Origin of the sequence: Aeromonas sp. 6P (assembly GCF_051919525.1) — a bacterium.
GTDB classification, from domain to species: Bacteria; Pseudomonadota; Gammaproteobacteria; order Enterobacterales; family Aeromonadaceae; genus Aeromonas; species Aeromonas veronii.
In genome coordinates, this window is record NZ_JBQBEO010000002.1 from 2895729 (window position 1) to 2917450 (window position 21722).

At 60.0% G+C, this 21722-nt stretch carries 13 protein-coding genes; 6 read left to right on the forward strand and 7 right to left on the reverse strand.

Annotated features, from left to right (window positions below; all coding sequences use genetic code 11):
• Both flaB and flaA read right to left on the reverse strand, forming a co-directional pair.
• Entirely contained in the window at positions 1 to 921 is a 921-nt protein-coding gene (flaB, locus tag ACTG2J_RS13415) for a flagellin B (protein ID WP_113739239.1), read from the reverse strand.
• Between the two features lie 584 nt (positions 922 to 1505).
• On the reverse strand, positions 1506 to 2429 hold the full coding sequence (gene flaA, locus ACTG2J_RS13420) for a flagellin A (protein ID WP_113739238.1): 924 nt from the start codon (positions 2427 to 2429) through the stop codon (positions 1506 to 1508).
• A gap of 375 nt (positions 2430 to 2804) precedes the next feature.
• Here flaA and ACTG2J_RS13425 point away from each other — a divergent pair, with 375 nt between their 5' ends.
• Both ACTG2J_RS13425 and ACTG2J_RS13430 read left to right on the forward strand, forming a co-directional pair.
• Positions 2805 to 3437, forward strand: a complete 633-nt coding sequence (locus tag ACTG2J_RS13425) for a trimeric intracellular cation channel family protein (RefSeq protein ID WP_005333975.1) — start codon at positions 2805 to 2807, stop codon at positions 3435 to 3437.
• Positions 3438 to 3537: 100 nt separating this feature from the next.
• Positions 3538 to 3930, forward strand: a complete 393-nt coding sequence (locus tag ACTG2J_RS13430) for a hypothetical protein (RefSeq protein ID WP_005333978.1) — start codon at positions 3538 to 3540, stop codon at positions 3928 to 3930.
• 76 nt (positions 3931 to 4006) lie between these two features.
• Here ACTG2J_RS13430 and thiI read toward each other — a convergent pair whose 3' ends face one another.
• On the reverse strand, positions 4007 to 5455 hold the full coding sequence (gene thiI / locus ACTG2J_RS13435; protein WP_113739237.1) for a tRNA uracil 4-sulfurtransferase ThiI: 1449 nt from the start codon (positions 5453 to 5455) through the stop codon (positions 4007 to 4009).
• A 177-nt stretch (positions 5456 to 5632) separates the two neighbouring features.
• Between thiI and ACTG2J_RS13440 the strand changes: the two genes are divergently transcribed.
• Entirely contained in the window at positions 5633 to 6598 is a 966-nt protein-coding gene (locus tag ACTG2J_RS13440) for a hypothetical protein (protein WP_113739236.1), read from the forward strand.
• 426 nt (positions 6599 to 7024) lie between these two features.
• Here the strand turns inward: ACTG2J_RS13440 and pbpC are convergent, their stop codons facing one another.
• From pbpC to ACTG2J_RS13460, 4 genes are all read right to left on the reverse strand, one after another.
• A complete protein-coding gene (gene pbpC / locus ACTG2J_RS13445; RefSeq protein ID WP_162628370.1) occupies positions 7025 to 9457 on the reverse strand; it encodes a penicillin-binding protein 1C in 2433 nt (810 codons plus the stop codon).
• The gene (locus ACTG2J_RS13450) at positions 9423 to 14309 is read right to left on the reverse strand and encodes an alpha-2-macroglobulin family protein (RefSeq protein ID WP_439989539.1); all 4887 of its coding nucleotides are present in this window, start codon (positions 14307 to 14309) and stop codon (positions 9423 to 9425) included. The genes pbpC and ACTG2J_RS13450 overlap by 35 nt, the downstream gene beginning before the upstream one ends.
• Positions 14310 to 14474: 165 nt before the next feature.
• The gene (locus ACTG2J_RS13455) at positions 14475 to 15134 is read right to left on the reverse strand and encodes a DedA family protein (RefSeq protein WP_005353037.1); all 660 of its coding nucleotides are present in this window, start codon (positions 15132 to 15134) and stop codon (positions 14475 to 14477) included.
• Positions 15135 to 15349: 215 nt separating this feature from the next.
• Positions 15350 to 17038, reverse strand: coding sequence for an FAD-dependent oxidoreductase (locus ACTG2J_RS13460; RefSeq protein ID WP_113739233.1), 1689 nt, complete (start codon positions 17036 to 17038; stop codon positions 15350 to 15352).
• Between the two features lie 135 nt (positions 17039 to 17173).
• On the opposite strand from ACTG2J_RS13460, the gene ACTG2J_RS13465 reads away from it, so the two are divergent.
• The 3 genes from ACTG2J_RS13465 (at position 17174) to ACTG2J_RS13475 (ending at position 21702) form a co-directional block, all read left to right on the forward strand.
• Positions 17174 to 20110, forward strand: coding sequence for a sensor domain-containing phosphodiesterase (locus ACTG2J_RS13465; protein ID WP_113739232.1), 2937 nt, complete (start codon positions 17174 to 17176; stop codon positions 20108 to 20110).
• A gap of 65 nt (positions 20111 to 20175) precedes the next feature.
• Positions 20176 to 20973, forward strand: coding sequence for a pyruvate formate lyase 1-activating protein (pflA, locus tag ACTG2J_RS13470; RefSeq protein WP_080768686.1), 798 nt, complete (start codon positions 20176 to 20178; stop codon positions 20971 to 20973).
• Positions 20974 to 21060: 87 nt separating this feature from the next.
• Positions 21061 to 21702: an energy-coupling factor ABC transporter permease gene (locus ACTG2J_RS13475; protein WP_113739230.1), complete on the forward strand. Its 642-nt coding sequence runs from the start codon at positions 21061 to 21063 to the stop codon at positions 21700 to 21702.
• Positions 21703 to 21722: the final 20 nt, after the last annotated feature.

Genomic DNA, 21722 nt, shown 5'->3' on the forward strand with positions numbered 1-21722 from the left:
TTAACCCAGTAAAGAGAGTGCAGACTGTGGACGCTGATTGGCTTGCGCCAAAATACTGGATGCTGCTTGCTGCAAAATATTCTGCTTGGTCAAGTTGGCAGTTTCTGTTGCAAAATCAGCATCACGGATGCGAGAACGAGCAGCGCTGACATTTTCAGATACGTTAGCCTGGTTACGGATGGTAGAATCGAAGCGGTTCTGCACCGCCCCCAACTCGGCGCGTTTGCTATCGACGGCCTGAATCATAAAGTCCAAATTCGCCAACGCAATCTGCGCGTTAGAGCCCGTAGAACCCGAGATATCGTCAATATCACCCCAAGTAACCTTGCCAGTAGAATTAGTTACAGTCCAAGCATCAGCGACAGTTGCAGTAGAAGCCGCTTTAATTACGGCTTTCCCCTTGGTCATCTCTGCGATCCCGGTCAATTTGAAGGAGTTGGTCATCTTGAATGAAATGGTTTGACCCGCATCAGCACCGACTTGGAAACTTCCTTTATAGCTACCATTGAGTATTTTTTGACCACCAAAGGTTGTATCCCCGGCGATACGGTTAATCTCGGTTGTCAGTTGCTTATACTCCTGCTGCAAGGCAGTACGGTCATCTTTGTTGTTGGAGCTGTTTGCTGATTGTTGAGCCAGCGTGCGCATCCGCTGCAGCATACTGGTCACCTCATCCATCGCGCCCTCAGCAGTCTGAGCTACAGAGATACCATCGTTTGCATTTCGATTCCCTTGATCCAAGCCATTGACCTGTGAGGTCAAACGGTTTGAGATCTGAAGACCGGCAGCATCATCTTTGGCGCTATTGATGCGCAAACCAGATGCCAAACGGGTATAGGAAGTATCCAACGATTTGTTGGTATTCATCAGGTTACGCTGAGCGTTCAGTGATGACGTATTGGTGTTGATGTACATGGCCATAATAAATTCTCCCGAAGAACATGCGACTGCGGGTTGCGTCGTCTAAACAACACGACGTCCCACCGTTTGAAGAGCAGGTTGAACAGTCCTGGCTCTTCAGGCGGGTGTCTGTTTGAACGAACAGGGCACCCGCAGTAGTGCAAACGTTGGATTCCGAACACCCCTCGATTGCTTCACTTTGGTTAACGGCAGCGCAGATACAAGCTTTAGGAAAATTGTTGCCTAAAGCGGCAAATTTTCTCCGGCAGGCGGCAAAAGTTCATGAATTGAGCAACATCACCATGCAGCTCGCAGCGGATGAGGGCCCGCGTTAAGAGATAAGATGTGTTGGCACGGTTAATGCTAAGAACTAATAGAGTGACGTCAACTTGGCGACACAATAAAAAGAGGCCGGTAAACCGGCCTAAAGATGAGCATATGCTCAGGAGAATATGACCAAGCGTGACAGAACTACACAGCTGGACAACACTTGGCATTACTAGTAGAGAATTATATCTCTCCCGATAGAACAGAGTGCGACCCGAACACCCCTTTGTTCCATCTCTTGACCAGGGCGGCCTGAACAACCGCCCTGTTTTCTTTTGTTAGCCTTGCAGCAGAGACAGAGCAGACTGTGGGCGCTGGTTTGCCTGCGACAGAATGGTCGAGGCAGCTTGCTGCAGAATATTTTGCTTGGTCAGGTTGGCGGTTTCAGTCGCAAAATCAGCATCACGAATACGTGAACGGGCTGCACTGACATTTTCAGAGATATTCGCCTGGTTGCGAATGGTTGAATCGAAGCGGTTCTGTACCGCACCCAACTCAGCTCGTTTGCTATCTACCGCCCCAATCATAAAATCCAAGTTTGCTAACGCCAACTGGGCGCTAGATCCTGTCGACCCCGATATATCGTCAATATCACCCCACGTGACCTTACCGGTAGAAGCAGTTACAGCCCAAGCATCAGCCACAGTAGCTGTAGAGGCTGCTTTAATTACGGCTTTCCCCTTGGTCATCTCTGCAATCCCTGTCAGCTTGAACGAATTGGTCATTTTGAATGAAATGGTCTGCCCAGCCTCAGCTCCGACTTGGAAAGTTCCTTTATAACCACCTGCTAATATTTTTTGACCACCAAAAGTGGTATCACCGGCAATGCGATTAATTTCTGTAGAGAGCTGTTTATATTCTTGTTGCAAGGCAGTTCTATCATCCTTACTGTTTGAATCATTGGCTGATTGCTGGGCCAAGGTGCGCATCCGCTGTAGCATTGCGGTAATCTCATCCATCGCACCTTCAGCAGTCTGAGCTACAGAGATACCGTCGTTGGCGTTGCGGTTACCCTGATCCAACCCGTTGATTTGAGAGGTCAAACGGTTAGCGATTTGTAGACCCGCGGCATCATCTTTGGCACTGTTGATACGCAAGCCAGATGCCAGTCGAGTGTAGGAAGTATCCAGTGATTTGGTCGTATTCATCAGGTTACGCTGAGCGTTGAGTGATGAAACGTTAGTGTTGATATAAAGGCCCATGACTATTCTCCTAAGCTATTAAATTTACTCTTCTATTTGCTCTGGCTTTATTATTTTCTGTGCCCGATGCGTCTTATTTAACGGCTCGTTTTTGGATGTCTTTAGCATTTTTTTTCAACGCTTCATCGCATTAACGCCGCTTACCTTATATATCGGCGGGTCGGGGGGATACTTAAGGAAAAAATCGGGCCAAAACCAGTGACAGACTCAACATTCTGAAGCTCGCCAACGGCAGGGGGCAAACGAGACACTAACGGTTCGTGCTGCGAGAAAAAATCCGTCCCGACTCTCAATTTTGTCGAGCACTGTTGGCGATTAGGCTCACCAGCCCCTAAAATCGCGGCCCCATCAACAATTTGGCGTGAGTTGTTCTCCATGCAGACACTGGTTGAGCAGATTGTTTACATCAGCGACATGTTTGGTACTGCGGTATTCGCGTTTTCAGGGGTATTGGTGGCTGGCCGACTCAGAATGGACGGGTTTGGCGTCATGGTTTTGGCGGCGGTCACTGCCATCGGCGGCGGCACCATCCGTGACATGATCCTGGGAGCCACCCCCGTGTTCTGGGTGCGCGATCCCCTCTATATCTGGGTCGTCATTGCGACGGCGCTGATCGGTATGTGGATGGTCAAGCTGCCCCGCAGGATGCCCTGGTATGTATTGCCGGTGGCGGATGCCTTCGGGCTGGCCCTCTTTACCGTGATCGGTGCCCAGAAGGCCCTCAACTTCGGCACCCCGGGGCTGATTGCCGTGATTATGGGCACCATGACCGGGGTAGCCGGTGGCATGATCCGCGATGTACTGGCGCGGGAGGTGCCCATGGTGCTGCAAAAAGAGATCTATGCCACCGCCTGTATCCTCGGCGGCATTCTCTATACCCTGGCGCTGGAGGCGAACATGGACAGGGTAACGGCCATGCTCATCTGCATGACGGCCGTGTTTGGCCTGCGAGTAGCTGCTATCTACTGGCATCTGTCGCTGCCCACCTTCTCGCTGCAACGCAATTGAGAGCAGGCCCACAGCGTCATCATGTCGCTGTGGGCCGCGCGTTGAACCAAATAGGCTTTTCTGTTGTCATAGAAGCAGTCGTTGTTAGCCGGAACTTCTCATGCGCAAAATCGGTATGCTTACCACCCTTCTCCTGGCGAACGTGACGGCAGCCCACGCCGAAGCACAAGTGGTATTTGGACGACTGGCCTCGGCGCCGGTGCAGCAGTTCAACCAGCAGATACGCCAGGCAAGCCATCAACAGCAAAACTGGGTCAATGACTACCGTGAGGTCGCTCTGCGATTCGTCGGTCATGGTGACACACCCAGTCGCATCCATGCCCAGCAACTGGACAATGATCTGGTACTCTCGGTCGCCCTCGACGGCAGCAAGAGCGACATGATCTACATCCTGACCCTCTATCGCAGCAACAACCTGTGGCAGATGCGGGAGGCGGAAATGGGCTGGCGTTGCCAGGGGCAAGACTCCTTCACTCCGGTTCCCTGTCCCTGATAGTCAGGGCTCACTCTGTGAAATAAAAAACTCCGGCACATTGGCCGGATTTTTTTATTGAAGGTAAAAAACACGCTTACGGGCGGTACACCTTGACGTTGTCAAAGCCCTTCTCTTTCAGATACAGCGCCTGCAGCTTGCTCATCACACCGCGATCGCAGTAGAGCAGGTAGGTCTTCTCTTTGGGCAGATCGCCAAAGGCGGTGGCCAGCTTGAAGAAGGGGATATGCAGCACTTCACGATTTTCCACCACCAGCGGCTTCTCGTCGTGTTCATCGGCAGAGCGGATATCCAGGATCACCTCGTCAGCGCCCAGCACCTGGGTGGTTTCCACCTCTTGCACTTCAGCGGCAGTATCTTCACCGATACGGCGGATATCGAGGTAACGGGCCTCGGAGACCACCTTGTCCAGAATGGCGAAGTCGAAGTTGCCCTCCTCCTCTTCAATGCGCGTCAGATCGGCCTTCACGGTCGGCTTCTTGGAGATGACACCGCAATACTCCGGCATGGTCTCGGCGAACTCCAGGGTGCCGATACGGCGGGCTTCGTTGATGATATCCGGCTTGTCCCAAGTGATAAGCGGGCGCAGGATCACCTTGTCGGTGACCCGGTCGATCACGTTCAGGTTGGTGAGCGTCTGGCTGGAGACCTGACCCACACACTCACCGGTCACCAGCGCCGGGATCTGGAATTCATCGGCCACCTTGGCGGCAGCACGCATCATCATCCGCTTGAGCACCACGCCCATCTGACCGTTGTCGATCTTCTCGAGGATCTCGGCAACCACCGGCTCGAAGTCCACAGCGGTGAAACGTACCCGGTGGGAGGAGCCGAAACGGTTCCACAGGTGATAGGCCACCTGCTTGACGCCGATCTCGTGGGCCGCACCGCCCAGATTGAAGAAGCAGTAGTGCACGCGGCAGCCGCGCTTGATGAACTGGAACGACGCCACGCCGGAGTCAAAACCGCCGGAGAGCAGGCTCAGCACATCTTCCTGGGTCGCGATGGGCATGCCGCTCAGGCCCTGATGGATGGCGCTGACAATAAAGAGCTCTTCGCCGTCGATCTCGAGGTTGATCTTCACATCCGGGTTCTTGAGGCGCACACCATTGCTTTCGCAGTGCTGGTTCAGTCCACCGCCCACATAGCGCTCAACCTCGAGGGAGGAGAACTCATGCTTGCCGTGGCGCTTGGCGCGCACGCAGAAAGTTTTGCCCTTGAGCTGGTCGCCCCATACGGCTTTCACCTGCTCGAAGATGTCGTGCAGATCGGTAAACTTGCTGGCTTGTACCTCGAGGAAGGCCTGAATGCCCGGAATACAGGCCAAAGCTTCGATAGCCTGCTCGCGGAACTGGTCATTGCGAGAGCTCACAATAAGCTTGTCCCAATCCATCCGTACGCGGGCATCGTCGTCGAAGCGGCGCAGGACGTTGCGGATATTGCCCTGCAGGATCTTGATAAAGCGCTGGCGAACCGACTTGCTCTTGATGGTGATTTCCGGGAACAGCTTGATAATGAACTTCATGGTAATGACTCGGGTGACCTTGATTTAAGGGCGCGAATTATATCAGAACTTTGTGGCCAGCGCCTACTGGATGAGCGTTTGCTCACATTCCCCCACGCAGTGTTTGCCGTGCAGCGCCAATCTTGCGTATATTCCCGACCCTGCGCCTCGCCAGATTTTTGACAACAGACTGATCCGATGAAGACCTATATCTACTACCCCGGCATGGAGGTACGTGACGAGCTCTGGCTCAAATTTGCCCTGCTCTATCTGGAGCGGCTCGCCTTCGTCTTCACCGTCAGCGAAAAGAGCGGTCTCACCGCCCTGCTCGATACCCTTCAACAGCAGACCGATCTGCTGGCCGAGCGGCCCGATGCCGCCTTCTTTGCCGCCATTACCCCGCAACTGGAGAACCAGATAAGCGGCCTGGTGGCCCCCGATTTCGTCCGCCACAAGGTGTTTGGCAACAAGGAGCTGATTGGTCGCTGGCGTCAGGAGGCCAACCACGACTGCTTCTGCCCGGATCAGGCGGGGCTGGAGCGGCTGCACGGCTTTTGCCTTACTCACGGCTTTGCGACCCGGGATGAAGGGGGGATCAGAATGGCGCGGCGCTTTGCCAACCTGCTCTCCATGCGTCTCGCCCGTGAGTGGGCACTCGCCAATGACGGGGCGCTTATTACCGATCACGACTATCTCGACCGCCTGCTCCATCTGCTCGAATCCCGCTACCACAATCGCGGTGGTCAGGATTGCTTCCACCTCGAGATCCCGTTGCAAGTGCCCACTCACCTGGCCGACATTCCGTTTGCAGAGCTGATTGCCCTGCGCGGGCGCAGCGGCTTTCGCCAACAGCTGGCCGAATTTCATCTGGCCATCGACAACCTGCTCGCCATGCTGGGTAGCGGCTATGCCGACCCGGCGGCCCTGACCCGCCTTGAGCAGGCTCAGCAAGGGCTCAATCAACTGCTCGGGCCCGAGACCCTCAGCATGCCACTCACCACCCTGGTCAGCACCAGCCTGCCCGCCGTAGCCATGCTCCACCAGTTAAAGGCGAGCCACCCCGAAAGCAACCTCATCTTCCATCCCATCAAGAAGAGCCACTTTCACCAGCGCAAGAGCCAGCACTTTTTCACCCGGCTCGGCCATCTGCGCCAACCGGGCTGAATGGGCGGAATGAAAAAGGGGTTGGCATTTGCCAACCCCTCTCGTTATCTGCGGCCTACCAATCATCACCACGATGATTGGCCCGCTCTTGCGCCTTCCTGCGCGCCTCCATCGCCCTGTCACGGCGGATATTGGAAGGGGTACAGGCAAACTGTTTCTGATAGCAACGCGCAAAACTCTCGGAAGCTGGTTCGAAAGGTGAATAGAACCCGGTACGTTCAGGAGAAACATGGTGATCACCATGATCGGTTGTGGCACAACCCGAACTCATCAGCACCAGCAAGGGACACAGAACACGCAGCAAAAGAGAACTCCCGATTGGATTTGAATGAACTCGTAATTATTCATAAATTAATTCATCCAATCAAATATTGATGCATTTCAAATAGTTAATTACATTCACCTCAATGGCTGTCGGCAAAACGATCAACGGGTGATGGTGCCGGCATCACTGTCAGGATGCACCACGCGAAACTCGATACGATCGCTGTTGCCCGCTTCATCCACCACCACCAGCTGATAACGACCCGCCACACTCAGCACCTGATCCCCGTCCCAGCGCAGTCGCTGGCCGTTGAGAAACCAGGCCGACTTGCCGACACCGCCCAGCACCTTGGGCTGCAACCGATAGCGCTGGCTGCGGATAAGGTTGCCCTCCCCCAGCGCCACGATGCGAATGGGGGCCTGCAGCTCGGCGCTCTGCCCCTCCCCTGCACAACTGCTGGCGAGCAGCGACTGCCGCCGCTCGCTGGGGGACCGCCAAGGCTCCAACGACAACGGCCAGAGTGCCCGAAAACCGGATTGTGCCGCATCGGGGCAACGGGTCAGCGTCGGCTTGCCTTCGGCAGTGAGTGCAACTTGCCGCAGCGGCGAGGGCCAGTCCATGGGATCCGGCAAGGTGGGAGGATCGCGCCCTTCCAGCAACCAGGCGCTCTGGCGCTGCAAACAGGCTTCAGGCAGGGTCGCGTTCGCCTTGCGCCCCAGCGGCCAGCAAATCTCGGCCTCGCTCACCGTGTTGGGCTGTGCCGGCAGAGGGCTGTTGTCAGCCAGTCGCGAGTAGACCGAAAGCAGCAGCGGCACCGCCGCGCTCTGGCCGTAAAAACCGGGCATAGGGGTACCGTCGGGGCGCCCCAGCCAGACGCCGATGGTCCAGCGACCGGAGACCCCCATCGCCCAGCTGTCGCGATAGCCATAGCTGGTACCGGTCTTCCAGGCCAGCCTGTTGACCCGGCCGGTCGCCTCGCTGGCAAAGGGTTGGTCCGCCCGTCCCTGCGCGCTCAATATCTGCCAGATGATCCAGGCCGCTCCCGGGCTCAGCAAGGGGCGTGACACCGCCTGCTGCCCCGCCAGCCAGACCGGCATTGCCACCTGCCCCTGCCGGGTCAGTGCGCTGTAGATGGCCACCAGCTGCTCGAGTCGAATGCCCGCCGCCCCCAGCGCAATGGCCGGATTGGGTTTGTCGGAGAGCGCCAGCCGCACCCCAGCGTTGTCGAGGCGGCTGACCAGCTTGTCGGGCCCGAGCGCCTCCAGCACCTGCACCGCCGGCACGTTGAGGGATTGCTGCAGTGCCTGAGCGAGGGTCACCGGCCCCTGAAAGGCGCCGGAAAAGTTGGCGGGGCGATAGTCAGATCCCAGCCTCGGCGCATCGGAGAGCAGGGAGGCCGAGTGCACCAACCCTTCATCCATCGCCAGACCGTAGATAAAGGGCTTGAGGGTGGAGCCGGGAGAGCGGATTGCCTGCACCATGTCGAGATAACCGTGGCGGCGCAAATTGCCATACTCGGCGCTACCCACATAAGCGCGCACAGCCATGGTTTTGTTATCTACCAAGAGCAACGCCGCTGAGGTCTGCTCGGGGAAGCGGCGAATGTAGCTCGCCACCCGCCCCTCCAACCAGCGCTGCAGATCGCCATCAATGGTGGTGTGCACCAGCGCCCCGGCCTGATGGTCGGCGGCGAGACGGGCAAAGAGCGGCGCCTCCATCGGCGTGAAGTGACCGCGGGCCAGCACCGGCTCGATACGCCCCTCCAGCCACACCTGTTCGGGCCAGACGCCTTGCGCTACCAGCCGCTGCATCACCTTGTCACGGGCGGTGCGGGCCCGCTCGGGATGGCGGTCCGGCCGGTTGCGACTGGGGGCCTGCGGCAGCACCGCCAACAGCGCCGCCTCGGCATAGGTCAGCTTGGCGGCGCTCTTGCCGAGATAGGCAAAACTTGCCGCCTGCACCCCCTCCAGATTGCCGCCAAACGGCGCCCGATTGAGGTAGACGGTGAGCAGGGTGCGCTTGTCGTAGTGCCACTCCAGTTGCAGCGCACGGGCCATCTGGCGCAACTTGCCGGGCACGCTCCTGTGGTAGGGTTCGATAAGACGCGCCACCTGCATGGTGAGGGTCGAGCCGCCCGACACAGCCCGCCCATAGCGCAGCCACTGCCAGACCCCGCGCACCATGGCCACCGGATTGACTCCAGGATGACGCCAGAAGTAGCGATCCTCGTAGCCCAGCAACGCCTCGATATAGCGGGGGGAGACCTGCTCCAGGGTCACGGGGTAGCGCCACACGCCGCTGGTATCGGCAAAGGCGCGCAGCGGCCGCCCCTTCATGTCGAGCACCACCCGCGCATAGGCGGGGTCGAGTGGCGGCGGCGGGAAGAGTCGATCCAACGCCAGCAATGACAGCAGCAGTGCGACAACTCCCAGCACCGAGAAACGCAGCCAGCGCGGCAGACGGCCCAGCCAGCGCCAGCCAGCGCGGCCAGTGCGACCTAATTTCAGCCAACCATGCTGCCAAAAAGTGAGCGGGCGAACCCGCTCAAGGGAGGGTTTGTTACTCAGAGATACGCACCTCGTGGATATCCTCACCCACAGCCCGCAGTTCAGGCCGGTACATATCCTCTACCTGGGTCGGTGGCACCTGATAGCGACCCGGCGTCACCGCCCGCATCAGGTAGACCAGCTGCTGGTTGCTCCCCTCGCTCAGATCCAGCGCTGCCGTGTAGCGGTCATCGCGAAACTCCTGATGCTTGAGATAGTCGTTCCACTCGCTCTGCCACGCCGGTTTCCCCTCAATGGAGAGCTCTTCCAGCTTGATGCTGTTGCCAAGGGCCGGGTTCTCCAGCTCGAAGCCGGCGGGCACCATCTCCACCAGCAGGGCATCGGGCACCGCCGACTCGCTGCTGACGTTGAGCCGCACCACCACCAGATCGCCCACCTTCACCTTGGCGGGATCAAACAGCTGACCGTCGCTGTTGAACCAGCTGCGGGTCACACTCATCCCCTTGCTGATCCGTGCCGGTGCCTGTTCGGGGTAACCGACCAGAGTGCGCTGCACATAGAGGGATCCCTTGCCCTCGTTGGTGACGGTGCTCGCGGCCAGTGCCTCGGGGGCACTCTGCTGCAGCGGAGCCGAACCGCTCAGGGATCCACTGCCAAGAGAGGAAGTCACCTTGGCCTGCCAGTCGGCGGCCGGATCGAAGCGGGCGAGTCGCAACAGGGCAAGCCGCTCCTGAGTGCTGAGCCACTGACGGTGAGCCAGGGTATCGGCCACCTTGGCGCTGAGATCAAGCCAGCGCTCCGCAGCCAGCTTGTGCTGACGCAGCAAGGAGAGCTCAAGGGCTTCATCGCGTAGCAGTGAGCCGTAATCACCCAGATAGTCATCCCCGCGCTCGGTCGCCAATGCCCGGCTGAGGGCCTTGGCGGCATTCTGCTCATCCCCCATGGCCGAGAGCGCCAGCGAGAGGTGCAAAAGCGGCAAACCGGAGCGAGCGTGATCGGCCTGCTGCTCCCAGATAAGGCGCAGGGTAGCGAGCGGCGCCTTGCCCACCCGGGCCAGCACATAGGCGCTGTAGGCCTGATAGGCCAGCCGGCTGTGCTCGGGGGCACTGCTCCAGCGCTCGCCATACTGGCTGTCGGTGAGATAGCTCTGCAGCCGGTTCAGCGCCTGATTGAGCATTGCCTCCGGCACGGCGTCGCCCGCCTCCTTGCGCGCCAGCAGGTAGTCGGCGGCATAGGCGGTGAGCCATTGCTCCTCGTCGGAGCGACCATCCCACAGGCCAAAACCGCCGCTTGGCAGTTGCAACCGCTGCAGCCGTTGCAGCAGGGCGCGTTGCACATCCGCCTCGCTCGCCGCTTTCTTGCCCTCTGCGGGTTTGCTCCAGGCGGCCCGCTCATCGGCCGTGGTCAGCAAGTAAGGCCAGGCACGGGACAGAGTCTGCTCCAGACAGGCGTAGGGGTAGTCGGCCAGCGCCTGCCACTGGGCTGCCGGATCCCAGGGGGGAGTACCGGAGAGGCTGAGCAGCCCCTGCAGATTGGCGCGATCCAGCCCAGCCAGCTCAGCTGGCGCAAAGCTCATCTGCTGGCCGGGGGCCAGCATCTGGTAGCGTTGGCGAGTTTCGGCAGGCCAGGGGGAGCGCAGCGGCAGATACCAGTCGCGGCTGATGGCAAAATCCTTGCCGCTGGCCGCCAACTGCAGGCTCGCCACACCGCTCGCCCCGGTCACGGTGAGCGGCAGGGTCAGCCACTGCTCCTCGCCATTTTTAAGGGCCAGGGTGCGGGGTAGCTCGCCGTTTGCCTTGAGCCCACCATTGAGGGTCCAGGCAAGGGAGAGGGTCTGCTCCTCGCCGCTCATGTTGCGCAGCTGCACCAGCGCACGGGTCTCATCCCCTCTCGCGCCAAAGCGCGGCCAGCCAATCTCGGCCACCAAGGGCGCCACCACCTTGACGGCGCGCTCGGCCTCGCCGACTTGCTGTTCGTTCCAGGCCAGCGCCATCAGTGCCAGTTCGCCGTTGAAGTTGGGCAAATCGAGCGGGATCACTGCCTTGCCCTGCTGGTCAAAGCTCACCACGCCGCTCCACAGTGCGGCTATCTCGACCCGGCTCTCCAGCGCGCCACCCTTTTTCAGCGGCGCCCGATCGCCCCCGTAGTTGAGGCGGGCCAGCTTGCCATCCTGCGGCGGGATCACCTGGCCGTAGTTGTCGAACAAATCTTGGGCGAAGCGCTTGCGACCAAAGAAGATCTCGAACGGGTCGAGAGGCTGGTAGTCGCTGATGTTGAGCACGCCCCGATCCACCGCCGCCAGCACCACCCGCCCTTGGCTATTGGGGGTGGAGGTTGCGGTCACTTCCAGCCGGGTAAGCGGCACCGCTGTATCAGGCGCGCTCAGGGTGAGCGGCAGACGGCGCGCTTCCCGGTCCAGGGTGAGCGGCACCAGTCCGACCGAGCGCAGGCTCTGCCCCTGCTGCTTGCCAGCCGGTTTGGAGGCGCTGTCTGGCGCGGCGATCTGGGCCGAGATATGCAAGTCATGGCGCTGCCACTCGGGACTGACCGGGATCTCGAACTCGCCGCGGGCATCCTTGGCATCGCCACCGGCCCCCTTGAGTTCAATACGCTGCCACCAGCGCAGACCGTCGCCATCTTCCACCAGCAGCAAGCCCTTGCCGGGGCGCGGGGCCACCAGCGTCACTTTGGCCTTGTCACCCGCCTGATAGGCGCGCTTGTCGAGGGTGATGGCAATCTTGTCAGGCCGTGCCTGCTCGCCACCACCGCCCCAGGCATAACTGCCTATTTCCACCCGCAGGCTCGATTGATGGCCCTGACTGTTCTCCACCTCCAATCGATACCAGCCCGCCGCCAGTTGAAGCGTGAGCGGGGTCGGCCCCTTGCCATCCAGCTGCAGGGTCTGCTCCTGTTCCAGATAGGGCTGGCTGTTGAACTCGTACTTCCACCCCTCCCCATCGGCGTAATGCCAGTAGTAGTCGCGGTACTCGTTGATAAGGCGCACCTTCACCGCCCCCGCCACCGGCTGGCCTTGCTCATCAAGGTTGAGGATCTGGAAGGGGAGCGGCTTACCCCCCTCTACCCGATCCGCCACGAAGTCGGCCTTGAGCGCCGGCCACTGGCTGCCCGCGGGCCAGCCATACTGGGTGCGGCTGCGATTGACGGCGCGGCCACCGGGCTCGGCGAGCGACACCCGATAGGCCACCTCCAGCGGCCCGAGGGCGCGCACCCCATCGAGTTCATCAGCAAGCGAAAAAGTCCCCTGCCCCTGCTCATTGAGGGTGAGACTGCGCGCCTCGAGATCCTTGGCCTGCTCGGCAAGCAGCACGTCACCCAGAGTGAACTCCTGCCACTGGGTAAAAGGCATGGTGGCGCGGCTGATCTTTACCTCCGCCTTGGCCTTGGTGGCGCTCGCCGGTGCACCGTAGAGATAGTCCCCTTGCAGCGGCAGGGTGAGGGAGGCGCCCAGATCCGTCACTTCACCATCCGGCCCCTTGCCAAGCTGCAGTTTGAGCCGCTCCGGCAAAAACTCCTCCACCAAAAAGGGCCACTCGAAACGACTACCAGCGGCGGTCTTGAGGTTAATGGTCCAGCGCCCGAGCGGCGCATCGTCCGGCAGGCGCAGACCGTAGTGGGCCGCGCCAAGATTGTCCGGTAGCAGCCGCTTTTGTTCGAGCAGCTGGCCGTCCGGCTGCTTCACCTCCAGCTCCACCGCCATGCCCGGCAGCAGCTGGCCATCCTGCCCTTTGAGCAAAATCTCGCTGTCGAGCCGCTCGCCGGGGCGATAGAGATCGCGCCCACTGAACAGATACAACTGCTGGGCCTGCCAGGGCTGGGTGCCGAGATCGAAGGTGGAGAGATCGAGCGCCGCCCCATCGAGGCGCAGCACCGCCAGATGGTTGCCCTGTTCGGCCAGCAGCAAGCGGGCCCCCTGCACCTGATCGAAGCGACGATGGCCCTGCGGATCGGTGGTTTGCACCTGCAGCCGGTTACCCTTCTCGTCGAGCAGGGAGAGCTGCACATCCTTGAGCGGGTCGGCGCTGGCCAGGGAGCTGACGAACACCTCCAGCTGATCGCGGTAACGGCGGGCACTGAGCCCCATGTCGCTCACCGCAAAATAGGTGGTCTCCTTGCGCCAGTCGTAGTTGCCAAGGGGCGACATCACCGCAAAGTAGACGCCAGCCTCAGCCAGCTGCGGCTCCTTCACATTGATGAGGCGGGTCTCGCGCCGGTTGGCATCGAGCTCCAGCGCATAGCGGCCGCTGAATACCCGCTTGGCCCGCTGGGTGATCTGCTCAAGCTCCCAGTTCCCCATGCCGGCACCGGGGCGATATTCCGCCAGAAAACGGGGCAGATATTCCGCATCGACCCGAAAGAAATCGATATTGACCTCATCCACGTTGACAGCGCTGATGGGCAAGCGAAGTTCCTTACGCAGCGGCAATACCATGCCGCTGGCGGTAAACGAAGCCCCCGCCTCCAGCGGCCGGGTCTTGAGGGTCCAGCTCTGGGGGGATGGGCCCAGCCCCGCCTTGAGGCTCACTTCATAGCTTTTATCGGGCTGCACGTTCGGGAAATAGAGGGTGCGACCATCTTCAGCGAGGATCCACTCCCCCTGCACCTGCTTGCCCCCCTCACTGACCCCGAGCCAGCTCTGCCAATTGGCCTTCGGCGCCAAGGGGCCAGAGAAGACCAGCGCCAGCGCCGGGGCATCGCGATATTGGCGGGCATTTGCCTGCACCACGGCGCTTGGGGCGCCCGTTTCCTGCTGCGCGGCAGGCTTTATAGTCGGCCCATTGGCGACAGGCTTGTCGGGGCCACAACCGGCCAACAGCAAACCGACCATCCCGCAAAGCAGCAGGGTTGACCAGCGGCGGCGCAGAGCGCCGGTTCCGGCGGTAGAGCGGTGAGACGCAGAGGGAGAGTCGAAGAGGCGCATAGGTTCCATCCCGAGTTGGAGCGCTGCAAGCGCAGCGTGGCAGCAAACAGGATAAGGCATCCTGCTCACCCGACACAAAGCTCATTACCCGAATGGGCACATTTCCGCGCCCCTACTGCACGAGAATCCCCTTGCCCACTGATCCAGTGCGGCAAGGGTTGTCATCTAGTCGTGGCTGGTCTCGTTTTTTGCTCCGCCTTTGAACCAGCGAAACAGGATGGCCATGACGGCCGCCAGAAACAGCACCAGCGAGGTAATCAGCAGGGCCCGGGTCAACAGTTCGCTGTGGTGGAGGAAGAAGGGGGTATTCATCGCCAGCTTGCCCACTAGGCTAAGGCAGAGCGCCCACATAAAGGCACTGGCAAAGCTGGCCACGCACATGCGCAGCACGCTCAGGCGGCCAATCCCCATCAGCATGGGGGTCAGTACCCGCACGAACGGGATAAAACGGGAGGAGAACATCGCCAGAAAACCGTACTTTTTCAGCAGCCGGGTCGCCTTGGGCAGGCTGTCGGGAGGCAACATCCGTTCGATATGATCCATAAAGCGGGTGCGCTGCAGTGCCCGTCCCTGCCAGTAGGCGAGCACAGAACCTATGCCAGCAGCCAACGGCAGATAGACAAGAGTCACTTCGGGGCCAAACACCCCCATGCCCACCAACCCACCGGCCAGCAGTACCAGACTGTCCCCCGGCAGGGGCAGGAAGACGAATGCGGACTCCAGCAGCAGTACCAGCATCAGGCAACTGATCAGCAGGGGTACCGCCTGCATCTGAACCAGGGCGTCAAAATCCTGATGCCAAATGGCCATCAGCATATCCAGCATGTCACTCTCCCTACTACACGGTTCATCATGAACGAGGCAGGGGTTATAGCACCCATCCCCTGAACAAAACGTTAATTTTGTCCGGCACAGGAAATAAAGTGTGTCGAAATATTGCAGCAACGAGGGGAATGCAAGAAGGGCGAAAAGCAGAAACAAAAAGCCCCTCATCTTGCACGCACAAGGGAGAGGGGCAAACAGGCACAGAAATAAAACGGTTACTCGGTGGTAGCCATCTGCCAGGTTTTGAAGCCGCCGGAGAGATTCTTCACTTTAAAGCCGTGCTGGCTCAGCAAGCGGCAGGCGACATGGCCGCGCAGCCCGACCTGACAGCTGATCAGCAGCTCTTTCTCTTTGGGCAACTCATGGAGGCGACCACGCAACTCGTCGAGGGGGATATGCAGTGCCCCCGGAATGCGGCCCAGCTTGTCGAGCTCCGGGCCATTGCGCACATCCACCACCAACTGATGGGGGTTACGAGCCTGCACCTCGGCCACGTGGCAGAGCAGGGTGTCCCCTTTCAGATGGTTGCTTGCCACAAAGCCGGCCATGTTGATCACATCCTTGGCCGACCCGAACGGCGGCGCATAGGTGAGCTCAAGATCCTGCAGGTCAAACACGGTGAGACCGGCGCGCTGGGCCACCGCCAGCACATCGATGCGCTTGTCGATGCCATCCTTGCCGATGGCCTGGGCGCCATAAATCTTGCCATCCGGGGCAAACAGCAGCTTGAGGCTGACCGGATGTGCGCCCGGGTAGTAACCGGCGTGGCTGCCCGGATGGACATAAACCTTCTCGAACGGCAATCCCAGTTGCACCAGTCGCTTCTCGTTGAGGCCAGTGCTGGCCACCGCCAGATCGAACAGCTTGCAGATGGCGGTCCCTTGCGTCTTCTTGTAGGTTTCGCTTCGGCCCAGCATATTGTCGGCGGCGATGCGCCCCTGCCGGTTGGCCGGGCCCGCCAGCGGGATCAGCACAGATTCGCCGGTGACAAAATCTATCTCTTCCACCGCATCCCCCACCGCATAGATAAAGGGATCCGAGGTACGCATCCCGGCATCGACCTTGATGCCGCCCCGTGGGCCCAGCTCCAGCCCCGCCTTGGCGGCGAGCAGGGTTTCCGGCTTGACGCCGATGGCTAGGATCAAGAGACCGGTATCAAGATGGGAACCGTCATTGAGGGTCAGGCGCAGGCCACCGCTTTTGGCGGTCGGTACGGCGGAGGTCTTCTCGGCAGGCAGATCCAGACTCTCGATGGCGGTGAGGCCGGTGCGCAGGCGAAGGTCGATCCCCTCTTCGCGAATGCGGGCATGAAGCATGTTGGCCATCTCCTTGTCCACCGGCGCCATCACCTGATCGGCCAGCTCCAGCAGGGTGACATCCAGCTTGCGCTGATGCAGCGCCTCCATCATCTCCAGCCCGATAAAGCCGCCGCCCACCACAGTGACGTGGCGCGGCTGATCGTGATGCAGAGCCGCCAGAATGCGATCCATGTCCGGGATGTTGCGCAGGGTATAAACATGGGGGCTGTCGATACCGGGGAAAGGAGGACGGATCGGCGCCGCCCCCGGGCTCAGCAGCAGCACATCGTAATGCTCGCGCTGCTCTTCACCGGTTTGCAGGTTGCGCACCAGCAAGGTCTTGCCCGCCTTGTCGATCTCAATCACATCGTGGAAGACCCGCACATCGACGTTGAAACGGCGCTTGAAGCTCTGGGGAGTCTGCAGCAGCAAGGCATCCCGGTCGGGGATATCGCCCCCGATGTGATAGGGCAGACCGCAGTTGGCGAAGCTGACAAACTCGCCCCGCTCGAACATCACGATCTCTGCCTCTTCACTCAAACGACGAGCACGAGCCGCCGCCGATGCGCCCCCCGCGACACCACCGATAATCAGGATCCGTTTCATCTGCAAGACTCCTCATACATGATAATGGGCAATAAATTAGACTTTTCTAATTTAGAATTCAATGAAATTTTGTTTCACACCATTTTGCAGTATTCTTGCAACCCCGACGGTTGCTTAACAGGATGTTGTTTGTTCATGTCGTCTACCGCACTCAGTCATCTTCCTCCTGCCCTCCAGACGCCACTCTTTTTCCGTCTGGATCTGCGCAGTCAACGGCTGGTCGCCCTGACCGACGTGATGCAAACCCCGCTCTACTGGCTCGATGAGCCGCGTGCCCCCTGGCCTGCCCAGCTGCCCGATGCCCTGCGCCTGCCCATCGAGCAACTGCTGGCCAACGGCCATGGCGGCAAGATCACCGTGCGCTTTGCCAGCCAGCTCTGGCACATCGCCCTCGCTCACGAGCAGGATGGCTTCTGGCTGATCTGTCTGCAGAACCTTCGTCAGGAGCCCATCGCCGATCTGGCATTGCAACTGCCGCGCCTCAGCCAGATGGCGAGCCAGCAACAGTATGCGCCCCTGCTCGAGGCCCTTAAAGAGAGTTTGGGGGCCGATCGGCTGATCCTCTGGCACTATCAGGCCAATGGCGATCTCGGCAGCGAGCAACTCACCCCGGTGTTCACCCTGGGGGTCGAGGCGCTCTACCCCATTCGTGGTGACAGCCGCTATATCCGCGCCCTGCGTACCCGCAAAGCGTTGAGCTTCTCGGAAGCGGCCCACCAGCCGATGCTGAGCAATCACCTCTATCTGACCAGTGCCGGTGTGCGCTCACGCCTTGATGGTGCCCTGCTGGAGCAGGACAAGCTGTTCGGGGTGCTGAGTCTGGAGTATCTCGATCCCACCCCGCTTAGCGAGGAGATGTTGCAGCTGGTGCGCAGCAGCGCCCAGCTGCTCGGTCACTGGCAGCCGCAACCGGAAGAGCACCGCGCCGAGCTGGCCCTCCCGCCCGAGCTGCACCAGCAGACCGGCATCGACTACTGCAAGACGCTGGTAAGCTGGGCCATGAGCGCCAGCGGTGCCCGGGTGGGCTGGATCGGTGAGTTCCAGCCCCGCGGTCAGGATCTCTGGATCATCCCCCGCTGCGTCATCAACGAGGAGATCTGCTCCACCCTCAAGCCCATCCAGCTCGACCCCGGCCCCGCTCAGGAGCTGTTCCAGCATGGTCAGGCCATCTATGTGGAAGATCTGCCCGTACGCTATCCCAAAGCGACCCGGCTGCTTGCTCTCAATGCCAGCGCCTACATCGGCATTCCGCTCCATGGCCAGAGCGGCGCCCCCATTGGCCAGATCACCCTGCTGCTCGATACCCCCCTTGAGGAGCCCGAACAGCTTCTGGATCTATTGAGCAGCCAGCACGAGCGGGCCGCCATCGAACTCAAGCGCCTCGCCACCGACGATGCCCTGCGGCTGGCCGAGGTAGCCTTTAATACCCACGATGGGCTGATTGTGATGGATCACAACGGCATCATCCTCAAGGTCAACCACTCCTTCAGCCGGATCACCGGATTTGGCGAGGTAGAGGTGATCGGTCACTCCATTCGCAAGCTGCGTCCCACCTACTACGGGGATCATCTCAAGGAAGATGTCAGCCGCACCGTCAACGAGCAGGAGTTCTGGCTCGGTGAAGAGCGCTGTCTGCACAAGGATGGGCACCTCTTTCCGGTGCGCTTGATGGTGAACGGCGTCAAGGATGAGCAGGGGGAGCTCAGCCACTTTATCTGCAGCTTCTACGACATCACCCAGGAAAAAGAGGCGGCCAGACATATCGAGCAGCTCGCCTACTACGACGATCTCTGCGGTCTGCACAACCGCCGCAGCCTCAACCATATTTTGCAGCAGACCCTGAGCGCCTCCAACGGCCAGTGGGGCGCCCTGCTGCTGGTGGATCTCGACAACTTCAAGTCGATCAACGACTCCCTTGGTCACGCCTGCGGCGATCTGCTGCTGCAGGCCGTGGTGCAACGTTTCAGGGAGCTGCCCCAGGACAATCTGGTGCAGGCGCGCATCTCGGGGGATGAGTTTGCCCTGCTCTTTACCCAGCTGGGACAAGGGGAAGTCACCGCCAAAATTCTGGCAGAGCACTTCGCCCGCGAGCTGATGGGGCTGTTTCGCACCCCGTTCGACATCGGCGATCACAAACTGCACTGCAGCGCCTCGGTGGGGATCAGCCTCTTCTCCGGCAACGAGACGGATCATCTGGTCCTGATGCAACAGGCCGACACCGCGACCCACATGGCCAAGCGCGCCGGTCAGGGCCACTACGTCTTCTTTACCGAGGCGATGGCCCAGCATGAAAAGAACCGGCTGACCCTCACCAATGAGCTGCGCGATGCCCTGCGTCATCACGAGCTGCAACTCCACTATCAACCGCAATACCGGGTCGACAATGGCTCACTGTCGGGTATCGAGGCGCTGCTGCGCTGGCAGCGCAGCGACGGCACCATGGTGCCACCCGGGGAGTTTATCCCCATCGCCGAAGAGACCAGCCTGATCCTCGAGATCGGCTACTGGGTGATGAAGACCGCCTGCGCCCAATACAGCTTCTGGCTCAACCGTGGCCTGCAGATCCCCCATCTGTCGGTCAACGTCAGCGCTCGCCAGTTCCACACCCAGGGCTTCGTACAACAGGTGGAGTACATCTTGCGCGACACCGGTGTGCCCCCCTCCCGCCTGCTGCTGGAGGTGACCGAATCGGTAGTCTTGGAGAATCGGCAGGAGAGTATTGCCAGAATGCGCCAGCTCAAGGAGCTCGGCATACTCATCTCCATCGATGACTTCGGCACCGGCTACTCGTCGCTCGCCTATCTGCGGGATCTGCCCGCCGATGAGGTGAAGCTGGACAGAAGCTTCATTCAGACCCTTGTACATAGCGAACAGGACAGAGCCATCGTCAAGGCGATACTCGATCTGGCCCAAGTCTTCCGTTTTACCGTCACCGCCGAAGGGGTGGAAGAGGAGGCGCAGCTGGCCATCCTCAAAGCACTGGGATGCCAGCATTATCAAGGGTTTCTCACCAGTCGGCCGCTCACCGTCAAGGGGCTGGAGCAGCTGCTTGGCAGCCGGGCGCCGGACTAAAGGTGTAGGATCAATAGGGGTTTATGTAATAAAATAACGGCCTGCTCGAATCGTTGGAGTTGTTTATGTCTGTCATTAATCGGATCCCTGCCGTTGAAATCAGCCAGCCAGCCGGAGCTCACGGCACCGTTGGCCGGATCCATTCCGTCGAAACCTGCGGCACTGTCGATGGCCCGGGAATACGCTTTATCGTATTCATGCAAGGCTGCCTGATGCGCTGCAAGTACTGCCACAACCGCGATACCTGGGATACCGAAGGTGGCCGCGAAGTGACCGTACCGGAGTTGATGAGTGACATCACCAGCTATCGCCACTTCATGAATGCCTCCGGCGGTGGTGTGACAGCGTCCGGCGGTGAAGCCATGCTGCAACCGGCTTTCATTACCGAACTCTTTACCGCCTGCAAAGAGAAAGGGATCCACACCTGTCTCGACACCAACGGCTTCGTCCGTCATCTCGACGAACAGGTGGACAAGCTGCTCGACCAGACCGATCTGGTGCTGCTCGACATCAAACAGATCAATGACGAGAAACACATTCCGCTGACCCACGTCAGCAACAGATACACCCTGGAGTTTGCCCGCTATCTGGCAGCCAAAGGCAAGACCATGTGGATCCGCTACGTGGTGGTACCGACCTGGAGCGATGACGACGAGAGCGCCGAAGGGCTGGGTCAGTTCATCGCCGAGCTGGGCGATAGCGTGGAAAAGGTGGAGCTGCTCCCCTACCATGAGCTGGGCAAACACAAGTGGGACGTGCTGGGAGACCCGTACGAGCTGAGCGGGATCAAGCCCCCCAGCAAGGAGACCATGGAACGGGTCAAGGGCATCCTCGGCAAGTACCACAACAACGTCAAATATTGATGGTAAAAGCAGGCTGACTCGTCAGCCTGCTCTGCTATGGGCGGTCGGGAAGGCCGCCCGGACTCTACTGCATGAATGGATGACAAGATGAGTGAAGGACAACTCGCCGCCCTCCTGATCTGGCTGGTACTGCTGGCCTTCAGCCTGCGTCGCTCCCTGTGGCAGACCCTCCATGACAACCCCCTCTATCAGCACCTGCTGCTGGGCAGTGCCATCGCGCTGGTGCCGCTCTGGTATCTAAGGGCCGGTCTGCATGAGGGACTGGAGGTCCATTTTCTCGGGCTCACCTCTCTCACCCTGCTGCTGGGCTGGCGGCTGGCACTGCTCGCCCCCTGCCTGACCATGCTGGTGCTCGGTTACTTTGGTGTCACCAATCTGGCCGATTTTGGCTGGCAGGCACTGGTTGGCATCGCCCTGCCGGTAGCCACCAGCTGGCTGCTGTTTCTGGCCAGCTGGGCCTGGCTGCCGCGCCATCTCTTTGTCTATATCTTCGTGGCCGCCTTTCTCGGCGGCGCCATCACCATCTCGGTCAAGGTGGCCGCCAGCGCATTGCTGATGGGGCTAAGTCACAGCTACCCCTGGCACACCATCACGGCGGATTACCTCTCCATCTGGCCACTGCTGCTGTTCCCCGAAGCGCTGCTCAACGGCATGGCGATGACGGTGCTGGCCATCTACCGCCCCCACTGGGTCAATACCTTCTTCGACCGTACCTATCTGGGCAAGTAACGCTCTCTTTCCTGATCTGC